This is a genomic window from Streptomyces triculaminicus (assembly GCF_017349075.1).
GTDB lineage: Bacteria > Actinomycetota > Actinomycetes > Streptomycetales > Streptomycetaceae > Streptomyces > Streptomyces triculaminicus.
Genome location: NZ_JAFMOF010000002.1, coordinates 775,159 through 790,944 on the forward strand (window position 1 = coordinate 775,159; position 15,786 = coordinate 790,944).

Annotated in this window: 13 protein-coding genes and 2 pseudogenes; 6 read left to right on the plus strand and 9 right to left on the minus strand. The window is 74.1% G+C overall.

Annotated elements, in window-relative coordinates:
* Positions 1-2: 2 nt before the first annotated feature.
* Positions 3-1,237, minus strand: a pseudogene (locus tag J1792_RS13530) (MFS transporter).
* 17 nt (positions 1,238-1,254) lie between these two features.
* Here J1792_RS13530 and J1792_RS13535 point away from each other — a divergent pair.
* Complete coding sequence (locus tag J1792_RS13535; RefSeq protein WP_086570292.1) at positions 1,255-2,478, plus strand: ROK family protein; 1,224 nt, start codon at positions 1,255-1,257, stop codon at positions 2,476-2,478.
* Between the two features lie 106 nt (positions 2,479-2,584).
* On the opposite strand, the gene J1792_RS13540 is transcribed toward J1792_RS13535, so the two are convergent.
* Complete coding sequence (locus J1792_RS13540) at positions 2,585-3,145, minus strand: ATP-binding protein (RefSeq protein WP_086570293.1); 561 nt, start codon at positions 3,143-3,145, stop codon at positions 2,585-2,587.
* 207 nt (positions 3,146-3,352) lie between these two features.
* Positions 3,353-3,700 carry a hypothetical protein gene (locus J1792_RS13545; RefSeq protein WP_086570296.1) on the minus strand — a complete coding sequence of 116 codons (348 nt, stop codon included), beginning with the start codon at positions 3,698-3,700 and terminating at the stop codon, positions 3,353-3,355.
* A gap of 141 nt (positions 3,701-3,841) precedes the next feature.
* Here J1792_RS13545 and cds1 point away from each other — a divergent pair, with 141 nt between their 5' ends.
* Entirely contained in the window at positions 3,842-4,978 is a 1,137-nt protein-coding gene (cds1, locus tag J1792_RS13550; RefSeq protein WP_086570298.1) for an L-cysteine desulfhydrase Cds1, read from the plus strand.
* Positions 4,979-5,053: 75 nt separating this feature from the next.
* Here cds1 and J1792_RS13555 read toward each other — a convergent pair whose 3' ends face one another.
* From J1792_RS13555 to J1792_RS13575, 5 genes and pseudogenes are all read right to left on the minus strand, one after another.
* Positions 5,054-5,920: a DeoR/GlpR family DNA-binding transcription regulator gene (locus J1792_RS13555; protein ID WP_086570299.1), complete on the minus strand. Its 867-nt coding sequence runs from the start codon at positions 5,918-5,920 to the stop codon at positions 5,054-5,056.
* A gap of 154 nt (positions 5,921-6,074) precedes the next feature.
* Positions 6,075-8,317, minus strand: a pseudogene (locus J1792_RS13560) (right-handed parallel beta-helix repeat-containing protein).
* 108 nt (positions 8,318-8,425) lie between these two features.
* The gene (locus J1792_RS13565) at positions 8,426-9,034 is read right to left on the minus strand and encodes an Rv1733c family protein (protein WP_307842974.1); all 609 of its coding nucleotides are present in this window, start codon (positions 9,032-9,034) and stop codon (positions 8,426-8,428) included.
* A 149-nt stretch (positions 9,035-9,183) separates the two neighbouring features.
* Positions 9,184-10,023: an MOSC domain-containing protein gene (locus J1792_RS13570; RefSeq protein WP_207247328.1), complete on the minus strand. Its 840-nt coding sequence runs from the start codon at positions 10,021-10,023 to the stop codon at positions 9,184-9,186.
* Between the two features lie 85 nt (positions 10,024-10,108).
* The gene (locus tag J1792_RS13575; protein WP_207247329.1) at positions 10,109-10,603 is read right to left on the minus strand and encodes a DUF6643 family protein; all 495 of its coding nucleotides are present in this window, start codon (positions 10,601-10,603) and stop codon (positions 10,109-10,111) included.
* 163 nt (positions 10,604-10,766) lie between these two features.
* Between J1792_RS13575 and J1792_RS13580 the strand changes: the two genes are divergently transcribed.
* On the plus strand, positions 10,767-12,050 hold the full coding sequence (locus tag J1792_RS13580; protein WP_207247330.1) for a TerD family protein: 1,284 nt from the start codon (positions 10,767-10,769) through the stop codon (positions 12,048-12,050).
* Positions 12,051-12,104: 54 nt separating this feature from the next.
* On the opposite strand, the gene J1792_RS13585 is transcribed toward J1792_RS13580, so the two are convergent.
* A complete protein-coding gene (locus J1792_RS13585; protein WP_179198964.1) occupies positions 12,105-13,274 on the minus strand; it encodes a glycosyltransferase in 1,170 nt (389 codons plus the stop codon).
* A gap of 67 nt (positions 13,275-13,341) precedes the next feature.
* Here J1792_RS13585 and J1792_RS13590 point away from each other — a divergent pair, with 67 nt between their 5' ends.
* The 3 genes from J1792_RS13590 (at position 13,342) to J1792_RS13600 (ending at position 15,388) form a co-directional block, all read left to right on the plus strand.
* Positions 13,342-14,130, plus strand: a complete 789-nt coding sequence (locus J1792_RS13590) for a glutamate racemase (RefSeq protein WP_086571738.1) — start codon at positions 13,342-13,344, stop codon at positions 14,128-14,130.
* A gap of 67 nt (positions 14,131-14,197) precedes the next feature.
* Entirely contained in the window at positions 14,198-14,791 is a 594-nt protein-coding gene (locus tag J1792_RS13595; RefSeq protein ID WP_086571736.1) for a hypothetical protein, read from the plus strand.
* 114 nt (positions 14,792-14,905) lie between these two features.
* Complete coding sequence (locus tag J1792_RS13600) at positions 14,906-15,388, plus strand: NUDIX hydrolase (protein ID WP_086571735.1); 483 nt, start codon at positions 14,906-14,908, stop codon at positions 15,386-15,388.
* Positions 15,389-15,786: the final 398 nt, after the last annotated feature.

The following is a 15,786-nucleotide window of genomic DNA, read 5'->3' on the forward strand; positions in this document are numbered from 1 at the left end:
TGTCAGCGGCCACCGACAACGGGCCCGCGGCCCGGCTCCCGCGTCGTACGGGCGATCAGCGCCGACACGGCCGCGAGCGCGGCGACCGTGGTCAGCGCCACGGGCAGGGAGAACCAGTCCGTGAGGAAGCCGATGGCCGGCGGTCCCAGCAGCATGCCGCCGTAGCCGAACGTGGAGGCGGCGGCGACGCCGCCCGGGCCCGCCAGCTCGCCGGCCCGGCCGATCGCGACGGGGAAGATGTTGGCCAGGCCCAGGCCCGTGACGGCGAAGCCGGCGAGGGCCGCCCAGAGGCTGGGCGCCAGCGCGCCGAGCAGCATGCCCGCCGCGGCGGTCGCGCCGCCGGCGACCAGCAGCCGGGTCTGGCCCAGCCGTTCCAGGAGCGCGCTGCCGGTCAGCCGCCCGAGCGTCATGGCGAGCGCGAAGACGGAGTAGCCGATCGCCGCCACTCCGGGCCGGGCCGATAGGTCCTGCTGGAGGTGGAGCGCGCCCCAGTCGGCGAGCGCCCCTCGCCGTAGGCGGTGCACAGGGCGATCAGGCCGAGGACGGCGACCAGCCGGCGCTCGCGCCCGCCGGCCTGCGGGGCGTCGGACGCCGGGGTCGTGGCGCGCGGGGCGGGGCGGGGCGCCGGGTGGGCGAGGAGCGCCCGTCCCGCCACGCCGGAGACGAGGAGTCCGGTCGCGGCCAGCAGGAACAGGTGGCGGTCGGCCGGCAGATGCCCGGCGATCAGGGCGCCGATCCCGGCGCCGAGCATCCCGCCGACGCTGAAGGCGGCGTGGAAGCTGGGCATCACGGGCCTGCGCAGCGCGGCGACGAGGTCGACGGCGGCGCTGTTCATGGCGACGTTGATGCCGCCGTAGGCGGCCCCGAAGACGAGCAGGACCAGTCCGAGGGAGAGGGCGGAGCCGGCCAGCGCGGGCAGGGCGATGCCCAGGGACATCAGGACGGCGGCCAGCACCGTCATGGGGTGGCTGCCGAAGCGCCGGCACAGCCGGCCGGTCACCGTCATGGTGGCGACGGCGCCCGCCGACACGCCGAGCAGGGCCAGCCCGAGGTCGCCGGCGGAGGCGCCCGTGTGCTCCTTGATGGCGGGGATGCGGACCACCCAGCCGGCGAAGAGGAAGCCGTCGAGGGCGAAGAAAAGGGTCAGTGCGGTTCTCAGACGGGGGAGTACGGTCTCCTCGGGAGCCGGTCGCCGTTCCCCCAGAAGGGCCATCCGTATTTTGTTTAGCGTCGGCACAAAGTCAGAATAGGGGTGTGACCCAGACTCGGACAACACGTTTGGAGCGTGGCCGCGGCGCGCTCGGCCCGGCCTTGGAGCTCGTGCACACCGGCCGCGCCCCCACGCGCGCCGTCCTCACGGCCGAACTCGGCGTGACCCGCGCGACCGCCGGGGCCGTGGCCGCGGAGCTGGAGGCGCTCGGACTGATCCGGGTGGACGCGCGCCCGACGGCCCCCGCCGGCTCCCAGGGCCGGCCCTCGCACCGGCTGTCCGTCGCCCCCGACGGCCCCGTCGTCCTCGCCGCGCAGATCCACGCCGACGGCTACCGCGCGGCCCTCGTCGGCCTCGGCGGCACGGTGGTGGCGACCGCGCCGGGCTGCATGACGGTGCCCGCCGACCCCTCGCGCATCATCGACGCCGTCGTCGAGGCGGGTGCCGGGCTGCTGCGCTCGAGCGGCCGGCGCTGCCTGGGCGCCGGGCTCGCCGTGCCCTCGGCGGTCGCGGAGCCGGACGGTACGGCCCTCAACCCGCTGCACCTGTCCTGGCCCGCCGGCGCCCCCGTCCACGAGCTCTTCACCGAGGCGCTGGCCAAGTCCGGGGTCGACGACCCCGCGGGCGTCCCCGTGCCCGGCGTCGCGGGCAACGACGTCAACCTCGCCGCCCTCGCCGAACACCGCCACGGCGCGGGCCGGGGCGCCCGGCACCTGCTGTGCGTGGCCACGGGCCACCGGGGCGTGGGCGGGGCGCTCGTCCTCGACGGCCGTGTGCACAGCGGCAGTTCGGGCCTGGCGCTGGAGGTCGGTCACCTGACCGTCAATCCCGCGGGACTGCCCTGTCACTGCGGCAGCCGCGGCTGCCTCGACGTCGAGACCGACACCCTGGCCTTCCTCACCGCCGCCGGCCGCACGCCCGGCCCCGAGGTGTCACTGCTGCAGCAGTCCCGCGACCTGCTGCGCACGGAGTACGCGGACCCGTCCGTGCGGGCCGCCGCCGAGCTGATCGTCGACCGGCTGGGCCTCGGGCTCGCCGGGCTCGTCAACATCCTCAACCCCGACCGCATCCTGCTGGGAGGGCTCCACCGCGAGCTCCTGGAGGCGGACCCCGAACGGCTGCGCGCGGTCGTCGCCGACCGCAGCCTGTGGGGCCGCAGCGGGAGCGTGCCGATCCTCGCCTGCACCCTGGACTTCAACAGCCTCATCGGCGCCGCCGAAGCGGCCTGGCAGCCGGTCCTGGACGATCCCCTGGCGGCGCTCGCCTGACGCCGCGCGGGACTTCGCGGCTCCCTCGCCCGGGCCCCTCGCGAGCGGTACGCGCGCACGCGCACGCGTGCCCGTCGCCGACGGCCGGCCGGGAGCCGGTCGCCGGTCAGCCGGGGACGACGGACAGGGGGCGCCGCCGCGGTGCGGGCCGGCGCAGGCCGGCCGGGCTGCCCACGAACGCGGGCTCCTCCAGGGCCGACAGGGGAGCGGGCCGATCGAAGGCGAAGGCCTTGCGGTCGCCGCGTGCCGTGCGGGGCGCGGCGGGCCCGGGGGAGGGGACGGTCAGCGTGAACCAGACGACCTTCCCGCCGTCGTGGCGCTCGCGCACGCCCCAGCTCGAACTGACCGCCGCCACCAGCGCCAGCCCCCGGCCGTGGGTGCTGCCGGCGTCCACGTCCGCGACGCGCGGCAGCCGGGGATCGTGGTCGCTCACCGAGACGGTGAGGCGGTTCAACACGAGCTCGATCTCGACGGTGCAGCGCTTGTCGGGTTCGGCGTGCTGGTGGACGTTGGTGAGCAATTCGGTGACACCGAGCGCGGCGGGGTCGATGAGGGGATCGAGATGCCAGTAACGCAGCTGCGCAGATACGATTCTGCGGACCTGGCCGATCCGTTGGGGCAGAGCCTGGAGCTCCACGGTGCAGTGCTTGTTCACTCGGCTGATCACGGCTGCGACTCCCTGAAGAAGTAGGGCTAGCCTGATGCAGATGGCGTTGCGAAAGTCGTGCGGTACGCGCCTGTTGCGGTCCCGCGGCGCGGGCCACCGGACCGATCGGCGGTAACTGATCCCGAGCGTGACCGCCGAAAACCCTCAGTGATGCTGGTACGAGTCAAGGGTCGACTCTCGCGGCCACCTTCGCAACTCCTGCACCCTTCAGTGCTTCGCCGTGCTTCCGTGCGCCGACCGAACGACCTCCAGAAAGCGGTTGACCACCGCTTCGCCCTCGTCCTCGCGGGTCGCACCCCCGGGCGGGTGGTCCTCGGGCCGGCCCAGGGTGAGCCGGTAGCGGTGGCCGTTGACGGTGGCCCGCGCCTGGTCCGGGCCGGCGAACCACGGCTTGCCCGCCTGGACCGAGTCCACCGGAGCGCTGTCGATCTCCCGCCCGTAGCTGGTCAGCAGCTCCAGCCGGCCGTCCCGGATCCGCACCTGGCCGGCCCGCGTCAGGGAGCGATGGGAACGCTCGATCCGTACCCCTGTCGCGCTGAACTCCGGTTCCGCCACGGCGCACCGCCTCTCCTGCCGGATGTCGCTGTCCGTTGCGCAGTCTGCCCGTGCGCGGGCCCGGACACCAGTGCCCCTTTATGATCGGAACGCCCGAGTGGTCCGCCTGAGCCCGTACGGAACACCCCTTAGGAGCGGCGCGTGAACAGCACAGGGCACACGGGAGCGGCCGGTCCGGCCGTGCCCACCGTCGACGTCGACCACAGCGACCCGGCCTACCGGGCCTGGCTCAAAGAGGCCATCCGCAAGGTCCAGGCCGACGCCAACCGTTCGGCCGACACCCACCTGCTGCGCTTCCCGCTGCCCCCCGAATGGGGCATCGACCTCTACCTGAAGGACGAGTCCACCCACCCGACCGGCAGCCTCAAGCACCGCCTCGCCCGCTCCCTGTTCCTCTACGGCCTGTGCAACGGCTGGATCCGCCCCGAGGCCTGCGTCATCGAGGCCTCCAGCGGCTCCACCGCCGTCTCCGAGGCCTACTTCGCCCAGCTGATCGGCGTGCCCTTCGTCGCCGTCATGCCGCGCACGACCAGCCGCGAGAAGTGCCGCCTGATCGAGTTCCACGGCGGTCGGTGCCACTTCGTGGACGACCCCCGGACGATGTACGCGGAGGCGGCCGCCCTGGCCGAGCGGTCCGGAGGCCATTACATCGACCAGTTCACCTACGCAGAACGGGCCACCGACTGGCGCGGCAACAACAACATCGCCGAGTCCGTGTACAGCCAGCTGCGCCGGGAGCGGCACCCCGAGCCCGCGTGGATCGTCGCGACCGCGGGCACCGGCGGCACCTCGGCGACCATCGCCCGCTACACCCGCTACATGCAGTACGACACCCGCGTCTGCGTCGCCGACCCGGAGAACTCCTGCTTCTTCGACGGCTGGCGCGAGAACGACCCCACCGCGACCAGCGACCGGAGCTCGCGCATCGAGGGCATCGGCCGCCCGCGCATGGAACCGAGCTTCGTGCCCTGGGCGATCGACCGGATGATGAAGGTCCCCGATGCCGCGAGCGTCGCGGCCGTCCGCGCGCTCGAGGAGGCCATCGGCCGCAAGGCGGGCGGCTCCACCGGCACCGGCCTGTGGAGTTCGCTGAAGATCGTCGCGGAGATGGTCGGCGAGGGGCGCACGGGCAGCGTCGTCACCCTCATCTGCGACCCCGGCGAGCGCTACCTCGACACCTACTACTCCGACGCCTGGCTGGCCGAACAGGGCCTGGACATCCAGCCCTACGCCCTGGCGATCACCGGCTTCCTGGCGACCGGCCGCTGGCCCGACTGACGCGCCGGTCCACCCGAGGCCGAGCCCCTCCGAGCCCGTAGTCCGCCCGAGTCCCCGAGGCCCCGGCCCCCGCGCTCAGCCGACCGGCCGGAACCCGTCCGCGCCCCGCCCCGGGCTCCCCGGGTTCGCGCCGGCCACCACCAGCTCCGGCAGTCGCTCGGCGATCTCCGCGCGGGCCGTGGCGGGCAGGCCCGCGTCCGTCACCAGCGCGTCGACCTCGTCCAGCGTGGCGAACGAGCTCAGCCCGACCGTGCCCCACTTGGTGTGGTCCGCGAGGGCCACCACCCGCCGGGCGGAGCGCACGAAGTGCCGGTTCGTCTCGGCCTCGGCGAGGTTGGGCGTGGACAGGCCGGCCTCGGCGGATATGCCGTGCACCCCGATGAACAGCACGTCGAAGCGGAGCGAGCGGATCGCCGCGTCCGCGACCGGACCGACCAGCGTGTCCGAGGGCGTGCGCACACCGCCCGTCAGCACCACGGTCGCGGCGCCCGGACGGGCCGGCGTGCCGGGAGCCGCCCGCTGGGCGGTGTGGAACACCTCCGCCACCCGTACCGAGTTGGTGACGATCGTCAGATCGGGGACATCCACCAGCCGCTGGGCCAGCGCGTACGCCGTCGTCCCGCCCGCCAGCGCTATGGCGCTGCCCCGCACGGCCATCTCGGCGGCGGCCCGGGCGATGTCCTCCTTGGCGCTGAGCTCCAGCGCCGACTTGGCCTCGAAACCGGGCTCGTGCGTCGTCGCCTCCGCCACCGGCACCGCACCGCCGTGCACCTTCTCCACGACGCCCTGCCGGGCCAGCGCGTCCAGGTCGCGCCGGACCGTCATGTCCGAGACGTTCAGCCGCCGCGTCAGCTCGTTGACCCGCACCCCGCCGCGCCGCCTGACCTCGTCGAGGATCAGGGCGCGACGCTGCTCCGCCAGGAGATTCTGGTGGTCACTCACCCGAACCGTCCTTCCCGGTCGACCGCCGCCCGTCGTGCGCGCACATCCTCCCACGCGTGTACGACAACACCCGCTCGCTTCCCGGCGATCGGACGGCCACCTCAACGGCCACGGCCACGTCCATGGCCACCTCCACCCGCCGGCCGACACGTCGTCAGGGCAGCTCGGGCAGGTCCTCGGGATACAGCAGGGTGAGGTCCTCCGTGCTGGGCGCGGCCAGTTGCGCCACCCGGCCCGCGTGCCGCTCGACCATCGCCTCGAACGTCTGCCGGGCGGTACGGCCGTTGCCGAACGCCGGGCCCTTGGGGAGGGCCGTGAAGTACCGCAGCAGCGCCTCGGCCGCGCCCTCGCCGATCCGGTACTCGTGCTCGTCCGCCTGCTGCCGCACGATGCGCAGCAGCTCCTGCGGGGCGTAGTCGCCGAAGGTGATGGTGCGCGAGAAGCGCGACGCCACCCCGGGGTTGACGGTCAGGAAGCGGTCCATCTCGGCGGTGTACCCGGCGACGATGACCACCACCTCGTCGCGGTGGTCCTCCATCAGCTTCACCAGCGTGTCGATGGCCTCCCGCCCGAAGTCCCGCCCGGAGTCCTCCGGTGCCAGGGCGTACGCCTCGTCGATGAAGAGCACGCCGCCGCGGGCCCGGTCGAAGGCCTCCTGCGTACGGATGGCGGTGGAACCGATGTGCTCGCCCACCAGGTCCACCCGCGACACCTCCACCAGGTGCCCGCGCTCCAGCACCCCGAGGTCGGCCAGGATCTCGCCGTAGAGACGGGCGACGGTGGTCTTGCCCGTGCCGGGGGAGCCGGTGAAGACCAGGTGACGGCGGACGGACGCGGCCTTGAGGCCCGCCTGTCGCCGGCGCCGCCCCACCTCGATCATGTCGGTCAGGGCGCGGACCTCGCGTTTGACGCTGTCCAGGCCCACCAGGGCGTCCAGCGCTCCCAGCGCCGCCGGCGGACGGGCCCGTCCTCCGCGAATTCGTAGCCCCCGCGCGCGCACCGCTCGGTGTGACAGGCGGTCAGCGTCGCGCGGCAGCCGTCGATGACGTGGAAGCCGTAGCCGCCGCTGCCCGTCACCCGGCAGTCGTCGAACGTGCCCCGGCCCTCCGCCGAGACGTAGAAGCCCGCCTCGGCCGGCGAGGTCACCGTGCAGCGCTCGACGCGGGGGTCGGCGCCCTTGGCGACGATGACGCCGGTGGAGGTCGCGTCGATGGTGCAGCCGGCCAGCGTGCCACCGCTGCCGTGGCCGCGGAACCAGGCCCCCGTGGTCGCCTCCCGGATCCGGGAGTCCGTCAGATGGGCGGTCGCGCCGCCGCTCACCGACACGGCGGTGCCCCGCACCCGCGTCAGGTCGCTGTCGGTGACCTCCGCGCCGGAGCCACGGTCCAGCACGAACAGCGCGTCCGGCACGTCGTGCACCCGGCAGGAAGCGAGGCGGGCGCCTGCCCCGTCGCTGACCCACACCGCCGGATAGTCGCCGGTGCTGTCGTGGATCTCGCACTGCTCCGCCTCGACCCGCGTGCCCGGATCCCACACCGACAGGCCGTTGCGGCCGAAGCGGCGCACGGTCGAGCGGGTCATCGTCAGCACCGAACGCGAGCGCAGGTCCACGGCGTTCTCCGGGACGTCGTGGATGTCGCAGTCGGCCAGGGCCAGCACCGCACCGGTGTCCAGCGTCACGCCGTCGGCGGAGGTGCGGTGCACCCGGCAGTCCGTCATGCGCCCCGCGGCGCGCGCCGCGACCTGCACGCCGGTGCCCTTGATCTCGTAGACCTCGCAGCCCACCGCCTCCAGGGTGCTGCCCTCGCCCGTCAGCGACAGCCCGGCCCCCCGGGAGTGGTGGACCCGGCAGCGTTCCAGGCGCGGCTCGGCCCCGCCGCTCACGGCGACGCCGGACTGCCCCGCGGCCACCACCTCGCAGTCCTCGAAGACGCCGCCGGAGCCGTCCAGCACGCTGATGCCGACGCCCGAGGGGTTGTCGACCAGGCAGCGCCGTACGGTCGGCCGCGCCCCGCCGCGCACCTCGATGCCGGCCGCGGACCGCGTCACCACCCGCACGTCCGTCAGCTCCGGCGCCCCGCCCTCCACCAGAAGGGCGGGCTCGGCCGCGTCATGGCCCTCGATCAGCAGGTCCCCGAGCGTCGCGGAGGCCCGTACGGTCACGGCGACACCCTCGGTGGGGGCGATGCGCACCGCGCCGCGCGAGCCCTCGCTGCCCCGCAGGATGACGGCCCGGGCGACGATCACGTTCTCGCGGTAGGTGCCCGGCGCCACGGACAGCACGTCCCCGTCGCCCGCCGCCTCGAGCGCCGAGGCGAGGGAGTCGTACTCTCCCGTGCGCCGCCGCCAGCGCGCCGTGCCGGCGTGCGTCACCTGGACCACCGAGCCCTGTGCCATGGCGCTGCTGTGCCCCCGCCTCGAGTGTGTGTGCATCCGGGAAGGACGCGTACCGGCGGCACCACCGTAGCGCGCGCGGGGCACGGGGGTCGGCCGCTCGGTCCGTTGTCAACTTCCCGCGTCCGCGCGGCCCCAGGTGTGCCCGGCCCGCTCCCAGGCCCGGTCCCACTGGGCGAACCGCCGCCGGGCGAGGCGCCAGAGGACCAGCCGGCGCAGCCCCTCCACCAGGGCGGCCGTCGCGGCGGCAGCGCCGGTGCCGGCGAGCACGGCGTGGACGGCGGCCGTCGCGTCGTCCAGGGGGCGCGCCGCGACGCGGCCGAGGTCGTCGGTCCACAGCGGGAACCTCTTGCCGGGAACGGCGGTCTGACGGGCGGCCACCGTGCCCGTGCGCTCCCGGCCGTCCGGGCCCGGCCAGCGGGCCACGACGTGGTGGTACCCGTCGCGCCCCGCGCGTGCCTCCAGACCGGCGTCGTCCGTCGCCGGTACGGCCCGCACGGCCGTCGCGGTCACCAGATGCCGGTGCAGGTGCTGTTCGCGGACGGTCGCGCGCAGCGCCTGATGGGCGGCCGTGCCCGTCACCCAGCCGGCGACCGGGCCCGCCATGAGGACCAGCACCACGGCGGCCACCCCTGCCCACGCCTCCAGGACATCGCTGCGACGGCGCAGCGGGTTGCGCCGCCAGCGCCACACGAACGCCTTCGCACGCACAGTGCTCACCCCCTTACCCGTCCGTAGATACCTCACGGGGCGCGGCGCATGCGGGGGAAGGGGGAGCGGAGACCAAAATCACCCCCCGCGGAGGCCGACAATGGCGGCATGTTGACGACAGCCGCGACAAGAAGGGACGGGTCAGGACAAGAGGGGACTCATTCCAGTACTTCCACGGAATCCCCGACACGCACCACTCCGGTGTGCTCCGGGATGAGGTTCCTGCCGAACACCAGGCTGCCGTCGACGCGGTGGTGCCGCGCGAGGGTGCGCAGCGGCTCCTTGCCCCGCTCGGCGGTGCGCTGGTCGACGGTGGTGACCACGCAGCGGCCGCAGGGCTTGACGGCCCGGAAGGTCACCTCCCCGACGCGCACCCGCCGCCAGCCGTCCTCGGCCCGGGGCGCGGTGTTCCCGACGACCAGGTTGGGCCGGAAGCGGTCCATGGGCAGCGGGCCCTCGGCGGCGTGGTCGCCCGCGGCTATCAGGGAATTGAGCGCCTCGAGCGAGGCGGTGGTGGTCACCAGCAGGGGAAAGCCGTCGGCGAACGTGACCGTGTCGCCAGGACGGGAGTAATCGGGATCGACCGGGCGTCGCCGCGCGGGGTCGTCCATGTACGCGAGGCGGGCCTCGCCCCCCAGGAAGGCGCTCAGCCACGCGTCGGCGGCGGCGCCGGCGGGCACCGCCTCCACCTTGTCCTTGAAGACCTCCGCGACGATCGTGCCCACCCGGTCCGCCGGGCCGGGCACGGCCACCTCGATCGGGCCGGCCCCCGGGGCGCTCATCCGGACCCCGCCGCCCGGCAGGAGCTCGGCCGAGGCCAACGCCAGCCGCGGCTCCTGCCGTTGGGTGATGATCCGGCCGTCCGGCCCGACGACCGTCCACCGCCGGTCCCCGGCGAGCCCCCACGGCTCCACGGCCGCCTCGCCGGGCGCGCACCCCGCCATCGACTTGACCGGATAGAAGCGGATCGCTGTCAGTACAGGCTCAGGCTCGGACATGCGGTCATTTTGCCAGCCGGATATGACAGTTGGGCGGCCGGAGTCGCCGGACCCGCCGCGACGGCGGGCTCCCGGCGGGCGACGGTCAGTAACCGCCCTGGTCCGGCCAGGCGCGGCCGTTGTGCGGCTCCTCGTACTGCGCTCCGGCCGGGCGGGGCGCGACCGGGCGCATGGCGTCGAAGCCCCCCGGGTTCGGGGACGCCGCGGGGCGCTGCTGCTGGTACTGCTGCGGGCCGGTGTAGCCGCGCTGCGCCCCGGCCTGCTGCGGGATGTACGGCGCGGGCGCCTGCTGCAGTCCCCCGGGCTGCGCCGGGGCGGGGTTGCCGCCGCCGTACTGCGGCGCCTGCGGGGCGTAGCCGCCCTGCGGGGCCTGCGGGCCCGGGTGGGAGGACGGGCCGGAGGGCAGGGCAGGCAGCGCGGGCAGGTTGCTGCCGCCCCGGAAGTCGTACGGGGAGGACACCTGGATCGGCGCGATCTGCGGCGTACCGCGCTCGGCGACGAGGCTGTCGTAGATGGGGGTGTCCGGAAAAGACGAGGAGGCGTAGTAGCCGCCGCCGTAGGTGCTGCGGGGGGAGGTCATAGCCCATAAGTTAAGCCCATGGTGTGCCGGTTGGGGAGGGCGGTATGGGGGTTGATTGCGGTGCTCGGAGGGGCTGCGGATCACCAAAGCGATCGAACCCGGGAAAATCGGTCGCCAAGGTACGTTGGGATCATGTAAAGACCGGCCTCGGGAGGGGTGCAGCATGGGGATGCTCAAAGGCGCCAATGTCAGGATTCCTGCGCAGGTGGTACGGATCGAATTGGGCCGGGGCACCGGCCCGGGCGTGCCCGATGTCGACGCGTCGGCGCTGCTGCTGACGGGAGGCAGGGTCCGCTCCGACGCCGACTTCGTCTTCTACAACCAGCCCCGCCACGCCTCCGGCGCCGTGCGGCACGAGGGCAGGCGCCCCGCCGGCGACGCCGTGGCCGACACCCTCACCGTCGACCTCGGCGCGGTCGAGCCCGAGGTGGAGCGGGTGGTCCTCGCGGCCTCCGCCGACGGCGGCAGCTTCGCCCGGGTGCCCGGGCTCCACATCCGCGTCCTGGACGCGGCGGGCGGAGCGGAGCTGGCCCGGTTCGACAGCCAGGACGCCACCGTCGAGACCGCCCTCGTCCTGGGGGAGCTCTACCGGCGCCAGGGCGAGTGGAAGTTCCGCGCCGTGGGCCAGGGCTACAGCAGCGGCCTCGCGGGCCTCGCCACCGACTTCGGCATCACCGTCGACGCCCCGGGCCCCGCCCCGCGGGCCGCTCCGGCTCCCGTGGCGGCACCGGCTCCCGTGGCCCCGTCCGCTCCGGCGGCCGCCCCGGCCCCCGCGCGCACTCCCGCGCCCGCCGCCCCGCCCGCGCCCGTACGGCTCACCAAGGTCACGCTCACCAAGGATGCCCCGGCCGTCTCCCTGGCCAAGCAGGGCGGCACCTCCGGCACGATGCGCGTCAACCTCAACTGGCAGGTCAACAAGCAGTTCAAGGGCTGGGGCCGCAGGCTCGGCAAGGCCATGGCCGTGCACAGCGACCTGGACCTCGACCTGGGAGCCCTCTTCGAGCTCAGCGACGGCAGCAAGGGCGTGGTGCAGGCGCTGGGCAACTCCTTCGGAGCGCTCCGCCAGCCGCCCTACATCCACCTCGACGGCGACGACCGCACCGGCGCCGTGGAGACCGGCGAGAACCTCACCATCAACCTCGACCACATCGGTGCGCTCCGCCGCATCCTGGTCTTCGTCACCATCTACGAAGGCGCCCGCAGCTTCGCCGGCCTGCACGCCACCGTCACCCTCCACCCCCAGCACGGCGCGCCCATCGACTTCTCCCTGGACGAGTGCACCGTGCTCTCCAACGTCTGCGCCCTGGCCCTGATCACCAACACCGGCAAGGACCTCGTCGTCCAGCGCGAGGCCCGCTACCTGGTCCCCGACCGCGGCGTCAGCCCCCAGCGCACCCTCGACCGGGCCTACGGCTGGGGCATGAACTGGACACCCGGCCGCAAGTGACCCGGCCCCGCCGCACGGGGGAGCGGCCGGCCGGGACACGGGCCCGAGGCCGCTTCAGGGCGCGGCCTCCGGCCGCTCGGGACGGGCGTACGTACGCCCCTTCCAGGCCGCGCCCCGCCCCCGGTAGTGCTGCACCGCCGAGTCCACGGTCATCAGCAGGTAGAGCAGGGCCGTGAACGGCAGCAGCGGCGCGAGCCACGGCGGCTGCCGGTAGTAACGCAGCATCGGCAGGTACGTCCCCGCCATCACCGCCCAGGCGGCGGCCCCCAGCGCGAGCGGCCCGACGGCACCGCCCAGCGCCCCGGCGGCCACCGCCAGCGGCGGCACCAGATAGACCACCGCCAGCCCCATGACGGTCCCGGCCAGCAGCGCCGGACTGTGCAGCAGCTGCGCGTACGCGCTGCGGGAGACCATCCGCCACAGCGGCCGCAGGCCCGGGTAGGGCCGCACGCTGTCGACCCGCTCGGCGAGCCCCAGCCAGATCCGGCCGCCGGAGCGCTTGACCGCCCGGGCCAGCGCCACGTCGTCGATCACGGCCTGCCGGATGACGTCCGGGATCCCCGCCCGCTCGGCCGCCTCCCGGCGCAGCAGCACACACCCGCCGGCCGCGGCCGCCGTCCGCCCGCCCGCCCGGTTGACCCACCGGAAGGGGTAGAGCTGCGCGAAGAAGTAGACGAAGGCCGGCACGATCAGCCGCTCCCAGCCGGTCGCCACCCTCAGCCGGGCCATCTGCGACACCAGGTCCAGCCCCGAGGCCCGGGCGGCCGCCACCAGTTCCCGCAGGCTGTCCGGATCGTGCGCGATGTCCGCGTCCGTCAGCAGCAGGTACTCGGCGTCGGTACGGGCGCGGGCGAGGGAAACGCCGTGCCGCACCGCCCACAGCTTGCCGGTCCAGCCCGGCCCCGGCTCACCGGGCGAGTCCACGGTCAGCGGCAGCCCGCCGTGCTCCCGGCCCAGCGCCCGGGCCAGCTCGCCGGTGCCGTCCGTGCTCCCGTCGTCGACGAGGAAGATCTCCGCCCGTCCCGGGTAGTCCTGGGCCAGCAGCGACGGCAGGCTCGACGGCAGCACCTCCGCCTCGTCCCGCGCGGGCACCACCACCGCCACGTCCGGCCACCGGGCCGGGGGAGCGCGGTCCGGCAGCCGGACGTCCGTACGCCAGAAGAATCCCTGCCCCGCCAGCAGCCACGCCCACGCGGCCAGGGAGCCCGCGGTGATCCACGTCAGCACGCTCACCGGCCGCAGTCTGCCGCAGGACGACGGGGCCGGCGGCCGTATCGATTAAAGTGTCGGGGTGAAGATCGCGCTCATGGACTCCGGCAACGGCCTTCTGGCGGCGGCCGCCGCCGTGCACCGGCTGCGGCCCGACGCCGATCTCGTCCTCTCCTCGGACCCCGACGGCATGCCCTGGGGCCCCAGGACCACCGAGGGCATCATCGAACGTGCCCTGGCCTGCGCCCGCGCCGCGGCCGCGCATCAGCCCCAGGCGCTGATCGTCGCCTGCAACACCGCCTCCGTCCATGCCCTGGAGGCGATACGCGCGGAGCTGGAGCCCGGCCTGCCCGTCATCGGGACCGTCCCGGCGATCAAGCCCGCGGCCTCCGGCGGCGGCCCCATCGCCGTCTGGGCCACCCCGGCCACCACCGGCAGCCCCTACCAGCGCGGGCTGATCCGCGACTTCGCCTCCGGCGTCGAGGTGACCGAGGTGCCCTGCCCGGGCCTGGCCGACGCCGTGCAGCGCGCCGACGCCGACGCCGTCGAGATCGCCGTGAAGGCCGCTGCCGCCGCCACCCCCCGCGGGGTGCGCGCCGTCGTCCTGGGCTGCACCCACTACGAGCTCGTCGCCGAGCGCATCCGCGCCGCCCTGCAGGACCCCGCGGCCCCGCCCCTCGAGCTGTACGGCTCCGCCGACGCCGTCGCGGCCCAGGCGCTGCGCCGCGTGGGCGTGCCGCCCGTCCCCGACGCCGAGCCGTCCGGCAGCCTCACCGTGCTGTTCAGCGGCCGGGAGGGGGAGCTGGACGCGCCCTCGCTGACCTACCCCGAGGGCCGCTCGCTGCTGCCCGTCGGCGCCTCGCGCCCCTGACGCAACCCTTCCGGGTTGCCCGCGCGCACCCCTGCCACCGTGGCGGAACGTGGGTAGGCTGCCCAATATGAGGGACCACTCCCAGGACCCGCAGGGGCACGAGGGTTCGCACGGTGCCGGGAACGACGACCGGCAGGGGCCGGAGACACCCGCCGTCTGGACGGGCCGGGCGACCAACCGGGCCCAGTGGCTGATGGCCGCCGTCGGCGCCGCCTGTCTGGCGCTCGGCATCGAGCTCGCCGTCGACAGCGCGTGGACCGCGAGCCTCGCCCCGCTGGTGATGGCCGTCGTCGGCTGCGTCGCGGCGGGGCTGCTGATCCTCTACGGAACCCTCGCCTTCGTCCATGTCGCCGTACGGGTCGACAAGGACACCCTGGAGATCCGCTGCGGCCACATCGGCGTCCCCTGTACCCGCATCCCGCTCAGTCTCGTGGTCGGCGCCGACTTCGACCCGCGCGTCACCCCGCGTCAGTGGGGCGGCTGGGGTTACCGGTGGCGCCCGGAGAAGGGCATGGGGGTGGTGGTGCGGCGCGGCGAGGGGTTCGTGGTCCGGCTCGGCGACGGCCGGACGATCACGGTCACCGTCGACGACGCGGAGGCGGCGGTACGAGTGATCCGTGACCGCCTGCGCCCGCTCGGCGGCCGCCCGGCCTCGGCCTGAGGGCGCCGGCTCGTTCGCACAGCCCGGTCCTCGGCTCCCTCCATGCGCCCTGGCCTCGTGCTTTCCGCCCCGGGCGGTGCCGGGGGAGTCGGGTCGGGCCGTTAGGCTCGGCCCATGCCGATTCCCGACTTCCTTCGCGCCCTCCGCACCACCGCGGGCCACCAGCTGCTCTGGCTGCCCGGGGTCAGTGCCATCGTCCTCGACGACGACGGCCGGGTGCTGCTGGGCCGCCGCTCGGACACGGGCCAGTGGTCGATCATCGGCGGCATCCCCGACCCGGGCGAGCAGCCGGCCGCCGCGGTGGTGCGCGAGGTGTACGAGGAGACGGCCGTCCACTGTGTGCCGGAGCGCGTCCTGCTGGTCGAGGCGCTGGAGCCGTTCACGTACCCCAACGGCGACGTCTGCCAGTACATGGACACCTGCTTCCTCGCCCGCGCGGTGGGCGGTGAGGCGCAGGTCAACGACGACGAGTCGCTCGAGGTGGGCTGGTTCGAGCTGGACGCCCTGCCGCCGATGCAGAGGTTCGCGCTGACGCGGATCAAGCAGGCGGCGGCGGGCGGACCCACGTGGTTCGACGGCATCACGGAAGAGCGCTGACCCTCCGGCGGGCGTGCGCAAGGAAATTGAGTGCGCGTCAATTTACTTTCCCCTCATTTCCGAAGCGCCTGACGTATCGTCAATTCTGAATGGAGATCCATGCGCACCGCGCCGCTCGTGCGCCCTTCTCCGCGTCAGAATCGCCCGTAGGCCAGTTCGTAGGGCGGTCGTTCCAGCACTCGAAGAAAAAACCGGAAGCAATTCGGTGCCGATCCTTTGGCTCCGATGGTGATACCGGGCGCGCTCGCGCACTGTTGGGAAAGACGTTGCTTTGCTAAAGTGTCCTCTGCTCATCTTCCGAGAGCAGTCGGGGGTCAGTGAGGATGCACCGCAAAAGCATATGATCGACCGCCCACGCAAAAGTCAGCGAGTGCGCCGTTCCTGTGAACGGAAACGCG

Coding starts and splice junctions, on each gene's coding strand:
- J1792_RS13570 (WP_207247328.1), bottom strand. CDS start 10,023: ATGTCCGAGCCTGAGCCTGTACTGACAGCGATCCGCTTCTATCCGGTC.
- J1792_RS13575 (WP_207247329.1), bottom strand. CDS start 10,603: ATGACCTCCCCCCGCAGCACCTACGGCGGCGGCTACTACGCCTCCTCG.
- J1792_RS13580 (WP_207247330.1), top strand. CDS start 10,767: ATGGGGATGCTCAAAGGCGCCAATGTCAGGATTCCTGCGCAGGTGGTA.
- J1792_RS13595 (WP_086571736.1), top strand. CDS start 14,198: ATGAGGGACCACTCCCAGGACCCGCAGGGGCACGAGGGTTCGCACGGT.
- J1792_RS13600 (WP_086571735.1), top strand. CDS start 14,906: ATGCCGATTCCCGACTTCCTTCGCGCCCTCCGCACCACCGCGGGCCAC.